The sequence below is a fragment of the Novosphingobium capsulatum NBRC 12533 genome (genome assembly GCF_001598375.1).
In the GTDB taxonomy this organism is placed as follows: domain Bacteria; phylum Pseudomonadota; class Alphaproteobacteria; order Sphingomonadales; family Sphingomonadaceae; genus Novosphingobium; species Novosphingobium capsulatum.
In genome coordinates this window covers 244735-250928 of record NZ_BCYV01000012.1, presented here as the reverse complement: position 1 = coordinate 250928, position 6194 = coordinate 244735, and the positions used below count along the sequence as shown (strand labels likewise).

Annotated in this window: 7 protein-coding genes; 4 read left to right on the top strand and 3 right to left on the bottom strand. The window is 62.2% G+C overall.

What is annotated here, in order from left to right:
- Positions 1-546 precede the first annotated feature (546 nt).
- The 4 genes from SCA01S_RS12495 (at position 547) to SCA01S_RS12480 (ending at position 3934) form a co-directional block, all read left to right on the top strand.
- Positions 547-1137: a cytochrome b/b6 domain-containing protein gene (locus tag SCA01S_RS12495; RefSeq protein WP_062785958.1), complete on the top strand. Its 591-nt coding sequence runs from the start codon at positions 547-549 to the stop codon at positions 1135-1137.
- A gap of 9 nt (positions 1138-1146) precedes the next feature.
- The gene (locus SCA01S_RS12490; protein WP_062785955.1) at positions 1147-1668 is read left to right on the top strand and encodes a helix-turn-helix transcriptional regulator; all 522 of its coding nucleotides are present in this window, start codon (positions 1147-1149) and stop codon (positions 1666-1668) included.
- Positions 1661-2908, top strand: a complete 1248-nt coding sequence (locus SCA01S_RS12485; RefSeq protein WP_245652543.1) for an MgtC/SapB family protein — start codon at positions 1661-1663, stop codon at positions 2906-2908. Before SCA01S_RS12490 ends, SCA01S_RS12485 begins: the two co-directional genes overlap by 8 nt.
- 105 nt (positions 2909-3013) lie before the next feature.
- Positions 3014-3934 (top strand): cation diffusion facilitator family transporter, encoded by a 921-nt coding sequence (locus tag SCA01S_RS12480; RefSeq protein WP_174544798.1) that lies wholly within the window; start codon positions 3014-3016, stop codon positions 3932-3934.
- A 53-nt stretch (positions 3935-3987) separates the two neighbouring features.
- On the opposite strand, the gene SCA01S_RS12475 is transcribed toward SCA01S_RS12480, so the two are convergent.
- Genes SCA01S_RS12475 through SCA01S_RS12465 form a run of 3 tightly spaced genes read right to left on the bottom strand, consistent with a single transcriptional unit; the run spans position 3988 to position 6013 of the window.
- Positions 3988-4617: a response regulator transcription factor gene (locus SCA01S_RS12475; RefSeq protein WP_062785952.1), complete on the bottom strand. Its 630-nt coding sequence runs from the start codon at positions 4615-4617 to the stop codon at positions 3988-3990.
- Positions 4614-5702, bottom strand: a complete 1089-nt coding sequence (locus tag SCA01S_RS12470) for a sensor histidine kinase (protein WP_084390971.1) — start codon at positions 5700-5702, stop codon at positions 4614-4616. Before SCA01S_RS12470 ends, SCA01S_RS12475 begins: the two co-directional genes overlap by 4 nt.
- On the bottom strand, positions 5699-6013 hold the full coding sequence (locus SCA01S_RS12465; protein WP_084390970.1) for a metal/formaldehyde-sensitive transcriptional repressor: 315 nt from the start codon (positions 6011-6013) through the stop codon (positions 5699-5701). The genes SCA01S_RS12470 and SCA01S_RS12465 overlap by 4 nt, the downstream gene beginning before the upstream one ends.
- Between the last annotated feature and the right edge of the window lie 181 nt (positions 6014-6194).

Sequence of the window (6194 nt, the reverse complement as noted above, 5' to 3'; positions counted from 1 at the left end):
CGGGAGACCGTCCTGGCCGAGCGTCAGCGATCCCTTGCGCCGCGCCAGGGGGCAGCGCCCCCAAGTAGCCCGCCCAGCGTGAGTGGTAGCGGGAGACGGGCATGAGAATCGGATCAAGTTGTGCAAAGCCGCCAAGCCCGAAAGCCGTGCATCCTGATCGCAATTTTTATTATGCTTCTCTATTCGTCAAGAGCGGGGGGCGACTTGCCAGCAATCGGTCAAGCTAGTGAATTAAGGTGCAATATGTTGAATGATAGGTAAATTATTCTTTTGCGACTAAAGAACGAACGTCCTACTCTGACAATTGTGGTCGCCTGCGCATAGCGAGGCTCCGGGCAGGAGCCGCGATCCGCACGTCATAGGAGGCTGACCCTCTTGCCGAAACGCACGACTATTCACGGGAAAACCAGCAATGCTTGGGCGCCACCACCACGCAACATGCATAAGCAGGCGCTTACAGCAGTCCAAATAAGCGCTGCTGCCATAGAGTCCCCTGGCATCAGGGTTCAAGTCAGCTGACATTCGCACATCTTCGGGAGACTCCGCATGACGATTGTCCTCACCAAACCGCCGCGCAACTGGGACCCGGTGGTCAAGCTGACGCATTGGAGCATTGTGCTGGCGGTGCTCGCCAACGGCGTTGTCACCGAAGGCGGCTCGTGGCCGCATATCTGGGTTGGCTTTGCCCTGGCGGGCATGCTGGCGCTGCGCCTGCTGTGGGGGCTGGTGGGGCCACGCGAAGCGCGCTTTTCGGCCTTTCCACCCAGCCTGCGGCGGGCACTGGCCCATATTCGCGAGATCAAGGCCGGCAAGGTCCACGATCAGCCATCGCACAACCCGCTTGGGGCCCTGATGGTTTATGCCATCTGGGGTACGCTCGGCATTATCATTGCCAGCGGTATCGCCATGGCGGGCCTGCCGCCCAAGGCGATGACCCATGAGCGTCATGCGGTGGAACAGGCCGCGCCGCATGGCGAGGATGAGCGCGACGGCGAGGAAAACCCGCTGGGTGAGACGCATGAGGCCGCTGTCAATCTGCTCTATGTGCTGATTGTGCTGCATCTGGGCGGGGTGATCTTTGAAACGCGCCGCTCCGGGCAGGGTCTGGTGCTGGCCATGTTGCCCGGTCGGCGGTAAACCGGCGCAATGCAGCATGCCGCCCGATCTCTCGAACGCAAAGCCTTGATTCTGACGCTGGTGCTGGCCTGTCAGGTGCTGGCGGCGATGTTCTTCGCCATCGATGTGGCAGGAGACATCGCCGAGGCGGGGCTGGGCTGGCACCTGTCGATCGAATTGGGCGCCACGCTGGCCCTTGTTGCGGGCGTGGTGGTGGGGGCCTTTCACGTGCGGTCGCTGATCGAACGCGGGCGACAGGATCAGGAACTGATCGCGGCCGCCCGCGGCGCCATGGGGGCGCTGATCCGCGCGCGTTTTGCGCAATGGGGTTTGACCACGGCGGAGGCCGATGTGGCGCTGTTTGCCATCAAGGGGTTGGACGTAGCTGAGATCGCGGCCCTGCGCGGATCGGCGCAGGGAACCGTGCGGGCGCAATTGACACGTATCTATGCCAAGGCAGGTACAGCCTCACAAACTGGGCTCATCGCACTGTTCATGGAAGAGTTGATCGACCCTGCCACCTCACTAGGCAAGGACGCTGTCCATGGCTGACATCGCCCTGATGCACCACCTGCTGATTGCGCTGGGCATCGGCCTGCTGATCGGCGCGGAGCGGGAGCGGCGCAAAGCCGAGCGCCCGGCGTCTGCGGGGCTGCGCTCCTTTACCATCGCCGGCCTTGTGGGTTGCGGCAGCGCTTTGACGCCGTGGGTTTGGATGAGCGGTGTCGTCCTCGCCTGCATTACCGCGCTGGCCCTGTTCAGCAATTGGCAGCGCCGTACCTCGTGCGACCCCGGCATCACCACCGAAATCGCGCTGATAGCCACCACGTTGCTCGGCGCGCTGTCGGTCAGCGCGCCCGATCTTGCCGGGGCATCGGCGGTGCTCATCACCATAGTTCTGGCCGCCCGCGAACCGCTGCACCGCTTTGTGGGGCAGATGGTGACCGCAGAGGAGGTGGCCGATGTCCTGCTGATTGCGGGTGCGACACTGATCGTGCTGCCGATGCTGCCCGATCGCCCCATGGGGCCGTTTGCCGCGCTCAACCCCCATGCCATCTGGCTGGTGGTCATCATGATCCTTGGCATCAATGCGATGGGGCAACTGGCCACAAGGCTTTTAGGCGCGCGATTGGGGGTGCCGATGCTGGGGCTGGTGTCGGGCTTTATCTCCAGTTCGGCGACGATCGGCGCGATGGGTGCCTGGGTGCGCGCCAATCCTGCCTCGCTTTCAGCGGGCGTCGCGGCGGCGGTGCTTTCAACGGTGGCCAATTATGTGCAGATGGCGGTCGTCATCGAGGTCACCGATCACAATGCATTTCTGGCAACTGCCGCAACGGTAGCAGCCGCGGCCTCCGCTGCAGCCTTGTCCGGCGGCTGGTTCATGCTGGCGGCGTGGCGCGAAACATCTGCAGAGCCGCCCAGGTTCAGTCGCTCTTTCAACGTGATGATCGCGCTGGTCTTTGCCGCGATGTTGGCAGGGATGCTGATCCTGGTGGCCGCGATGCAGGCGTGGTTCGGCACAATGGGTATTGCGGCGGCGGCGGCCATCGGCGGCGTGCTGGATGTGCACGCCGCCGTCATTTCCATCGCAACGCTGGTAAGCGAGCGGGCGATCACGCCAGCCCAAGCCATCGTGCCGGTGCTGATCGCCTGTACCACCAGCAGCCTTGCCAAGATGCTGTTCTCAGCCACGGCGGGCACGAGGGCCTTTGCCGCGCGGGTCATTCCCGCGCAGGCCGGCATTGTTATCGCATCATGGATGGCAGGGCTCGCGACCCTGCGGGTCCTTTAAGGCCTTCACCATCCGTGCCCTTAAGAAAAAACGCATCGTCGCCCGGTGTTCACAATCGCGGGGCAAAGCACTATTGCGCAGACATTCAGCAAAAGGCCTCGCCATATGAACAACCTCGACCCCATGCTGGCACTTGAAGATACCGAAGTTGACCCGGCGGTGAAGGCGCAGGCTGCCTCGCGCAGCACATGGGTCAGCGTGGCTGTCAACAGCACACTGTCAGCCTTGCAGGTGGCGGTCGGGCTGATTTCGGGGTCGTCGGGTCTGATTGCTGACGGTATCCATTCACTGTCCGATCTGGTGGCAGACTTTCTGGTGCTGTTCGTGTCCGCCCATTCGAAGGCCGAGGCGGATGAGCGCCACCCCTATGGCCACCAGCGTTTCGAGAATGCAGCTTCGCTGGCGCTGGGCCTGTTGTTGGCGGGCGTGGGCATCGGCATGTTGTGGAGCGCGGTCATCAAGATCGAGCACCACGAGGCCATCCCCAAGGTGGAGATCACCGCTCTATATGTGGCAGGGGCCGCGTTGATCGCCAAGGAACTGCTGTTTCGCTACATGTTGGCGGTGGCCAAGCGGGTGAAATCCAGCATGCTGGTTGCCAACGCCTGGCACGCACGCTCAGATGCGGCCTCCTCCTTGGTTGTGGGCTGTGGCATTATCGGCAATCTGCTGGGCTACCCCATCCTCGATCCGGTCGCGGCCTTGATTGTCGGGCTGATGATCCTGAAAATGGGCTGGGAATTCGGGTGGGAAGCGCTGCACGACCTGATGGACCAATCAGGCGATGACGAAGAGGTGGAGGCGATCCGCGCCACCATCTTGGGGACGCGAGGCGTGCGTGGCTGTCACAATCTGCGCACGCGCAAAATGGGCGATATGCTGATGGTTGATGTCCACATCGACATCGACGCCGACATCACCGTCGAGGCGGGCCATGCCATCGTCCAGTCCGCTGAAGATGCCGTGCGTGCGCGCCATCGCGTGCTGGGCATGATCGCACATGCCGATCCTTGGAAGCTTGGATGAGTTTTGTTCACGAACATGCTACCGCATGGCTTTGTTCATATGGAAACATCCTCCTATGAGGCCTTCAAGCGCTCGGCGGCCATGCCAAGATCGACCTGAGAGGCGGCGCCCAGCTTTTTCATCAGGGCGCTGCGGCACAGCTTCACCGTGATTTCGCTTAACCCCAGCCGCGCGGCGATCTGCTTGGTTTGCAAGCCATCGTCTACAATCATTGCCATCACCTCGCGTTCGCGCGGGCTTAGTGAGGCGTAGCGTCGGCGCAAGTCATCGCTCTCCTGCCCTTTCGTCTGATGCTGACGCGATTGCGCCAGCCCTACGTAAATCGCGTCAAGCAGATCCTGCTCGCGAAACGGCTTGGTGAGAAATTCGATGGCTCCTCCTTTCATCGCTCGCACCGACATCGGTACGTCGCCATGGCCGGTGATGAAGATCACCGGAATAGCGGGATGCTCATGCGCGAAGGCCTCATGAAAATCGAGCCCATTGCAGCCCGGCATGCGTACATCGAGCACAAGACAGGCCACCCGCCCGGTCAGATCGACAGCTTTCAGTCCCTCGGGCGAGGCCAAGGCCAGACATCCCAGCCCCACCGAATCGAGCAGATTACCCAAAGCCTTGCGCATGGAAGGGTCATCGTCGATCACCAGCACGAGATCGCTGGTTTGTGTGGCGCCTTGCGTCATCCGTTCCCTCCATGGGCTAAGGGCAGGCTGATCGTTACCACCAGCCCGTGTTCGCGCGCATCCGCCTCGATTATGCCGCCATGTGCCTCGATGATCGAGCGGCAAATGGCGAGCCCCATGCCCATGCCTCCCTCTTTTGTGGAATGAAACGGCTCGAACATCGCTGCAAGTTGCTGCGGCGTCAGGCCATGGCCATTGTCTGCCACAGTTACCACCACGCGATTTTGGATCAGGCGGGTTTCGATGGCGATCTCGCCCCTAGTGTGGTCGATCGCCTCGCTGGCATTGACCAGCAGATTGAGCATGACCTGCTGGATCTGCACCGGATCGATCATTATCTCGGGAATGTCGGCTCCGGCCAGCAGATGCAGATCAATCGAACGAGCCCGTAATTGCGGTTCCATTAGCGCGGCTGCTTGCCGGATCGTGTCGTTCACATCGGCAAACTGGCGCCGGGGCGCTGCATTCGACATCAGGCTGCGTACGCGCGCGATGATCGCGCTCGCCCGGTTGGCGTCATCGGCAATATCACCGACCGTGGCGGCGATCCGCTCTAGCCGGGGCGGCGAGGCTGCCAGCCAGCGGCGGCAGGCGCTGGCATTGGCAACAATCGCCGCCAGCGGCTGGTTGACCTCATGCGCGATGGCCGCGCCCATGCCGCCCAGAGTGGTAATGCGGGTGACGCGCGCCAACTGCGCCTGCGCGACATTGGCGCGCGCCTGCGCCTGCCCCGAACGCACCGCCAGCCAGGCCACCGCGCTGATCGCCAAAATGCTGATCGCGGTGTTGACGATACCGGTATGGAAATTGCCATCATGCGTGAGGAAATAGCTGAGCAGGGTGAGCGCGATGCAGGCCCCTGCTACGCCCAGCAGCGCGCGCATCCCGCAAAACCGCGAGGCAAGCAGCACTACGATGACATAGAAGGTCGCGGCCGCAATTTCGTAATCGGTGATGGTGTCGGCGACGAAAATCAGCCCGGTCAGCACCACGCTCGTCAAGGGTAGCAGCCAGCGTGCAGTTGGCCCCAACGGCGATGCTTCCGCGTAGGCACGCCAGCCATGATGTTCACTCGGCGGGGTCATGCAATATAGGTCTTTAATACAGCTACTAGGTCGTCGGCAGCCTGTTGCTCGTAAGCGCTTGGGGAACGCCCTTCGTCAATCATGTGCTCGCGAATATGCCCGCCCAGCACCGAGACCATCAGCCCGTTCATCGCCCCCTTCGCTGCGGTCAGGCGGCGCATCACCTCGCCGCACGGCTCCTCGGTGTCGAGCGCGCGCTCGATGGCGTCGATCTGTCCGCGCAGCCGGCGGACGCGGTTGAGCAGCTTGCGCTTGTTGACGCTGACTTCGGCGCTGGCTGCCGAAACGGCGGCAGAAAGGGAATTGGACATGGCGCGAATATACTCGGGTATAGTTGAAATATACCCCCATGGGTATGTAGGCGACCTATAGCAAAGTCGGGCGCGACTCCAAAGCCTCTGCCTTTGTCGACACGTCGCAGGCGTGTCTTTTACCGCAACCCTCAAGGGATCGCCATGAACCCGCAACCCAGTACCCAGGCCGGAGAACCCG

What these genes read in the sequence shown, in the direction of transcription:
- SCA01S_RS12495 (WP_062785958.1), top strand. Translation starts at nt 547, where the DNA reads ATGACGATTGTCCTCACCAAACCGCCGCGCAACTGGGACCCGGTGGTC.
- SCA01S_RS12485 (WP_245652543.1), top strand. Translation starts at nt 1,661, where the DNA reads ATGGCTGACATCGCCCTGATGCACCACCTGCTGATTGCGCTGGGCATC.
- SCA01S_RS12490 (WP_062785955.1), top strand. Translation starts at nt 1,147, where the DNA reads ATGCAGCATGCCGCCCGATCTCTCGAACGCAAAGCCTTGATTCTGACG.
- SCA01S_RS12470 (WP_084390971.1), bottom strand. Translation starts at nt 5,702, where the DNA reads ATGACCCCGCCGAGTGAACATCATGGCTGGCGTGCCTACGCGGAAGCA.
- SCA01S_RS12480 (WP_174544798.1), top strand. Translation starts at nt 3,014, where the DNA reads ATGAACAACCTCGACCCCATGCTGGCACTTGAAGATACCGAAGTTGAC.
- SCA01S_RS12475 (WP_062785952.1), bottom strand. Translation starts at nt 4,617, where the DNA reads ATGACGCAAGGCGCCACACAAACCAGCGATCTCGTGCTGGTGATCGAC.
- SCA01S_RS12465 (WP_084390970.1), bottom strand. Translation starts at nt 6,013, where the DNA reads ATGTCCAATTCCCTTTCTGCCGCCGTTTCGGCAGCCAGCGCCGAAGTC.